The organism is Psychrobacter sp. 1U2 (assembly GCF_051847575.1).
In genome coordinates, this window is record NZ_JBPYDC010000424.1 from 1 (window position 1) to 1102 (window position 1102).

Genomic DNA, 1102 nt, shown 5'->3' on the forward strand with positions numbered 1-1102 from the left:
GAGGGATTCTCATACCAGTCTGGGCAAGTTGCGCGTATTTGCGGCATGGACACAGCAAGCAGCAGCTTTGCACCAAACAAAACTATATGAAGGTTGAGCTGGTTTTACTGTCATATAAAGGCAAATAACAGAGTGACCAATTCAGAAAATTTTAAAGCCGACATTTATACCATAAAATCATTAAATACTCAAATCATTTTACGATAAACATCGTCTTATAGAAGCGTCATTATACCTTGAATTGACACTGCTATGTGATTGATTACTTAACTTATAGGTATAATTTTTAGTTGTAAGTTACAACAAAAGTCAGTAAGGTTACCGTTATAATTTTAATACATTATATATATAGAGTAAACAGAATGTAACTTTATCTATTTTTATTATGCATTTATAGATTGGGTACGATTCTTGCTCGTATTTTTGAACATATCTTAGCTGATTCGGATTCGGAGTCCAAAACATGTCACATAGCTCGCTACCTTTTACTTCTAAGCTGTTTCAACTTACTTCTTTGACTTGTGCATTGGCATTAGCAGGTTGTGGTGGAGGGGGTGATGGTGACACAGTAGATTCTGTTGCACCTGCACCTGATTTAGGTATTGAGCAGCCAGGATCAGGTGGTAGTAACGGGGGTAATGGGAATAATGGTGGGGGCGAACAAGTTCCAGATACTGAACCTGATTTCTTTTTGCAAAAGCTTACTACCTTACCATCCATTATTGAGCTATCGGATGAAGAAACTCTCTTTACTGTTACTGTTAAAGCCGTTGAGAAAAACTCTGGTGGAGCAATGGTTGGCAAAGCAGTTACTTTAAAAGTAAATGACTCTGAAACCAACGGCATTACTATCGAAGGTCAGAGTACTCAAGCTACCGATAATGACGGTAATGCTGTATATACGCTCAAGCTCAATCCGCAAGCAGTTGATGACAAAGACGAACTGATAAATAAAGGCTTTACTTTATTGGCTACTGCTGAGAAAGCAGATGGTACAGCTGTTGCACCGCAAGAGTTGAAGGTTTCAGTAAGCAAAGAAGGCAGTGGCGATGGTACACAAGTCACTGAAAGTAAGCTTGAAATCACCTCTTCATTAAGCACA

General features: G+C 38.7%; 1 pseudogene. It reads left to right on the top strand.

What is annotated here, in order from left to right:
- Positions 1-463 precede the first annotated feature (463 nt).
- Positions 464-1102 (top strand): annotated as a pseudogene (locus ACS8FD_RS16305) (hypothetical protein); the annotation flags it as partial.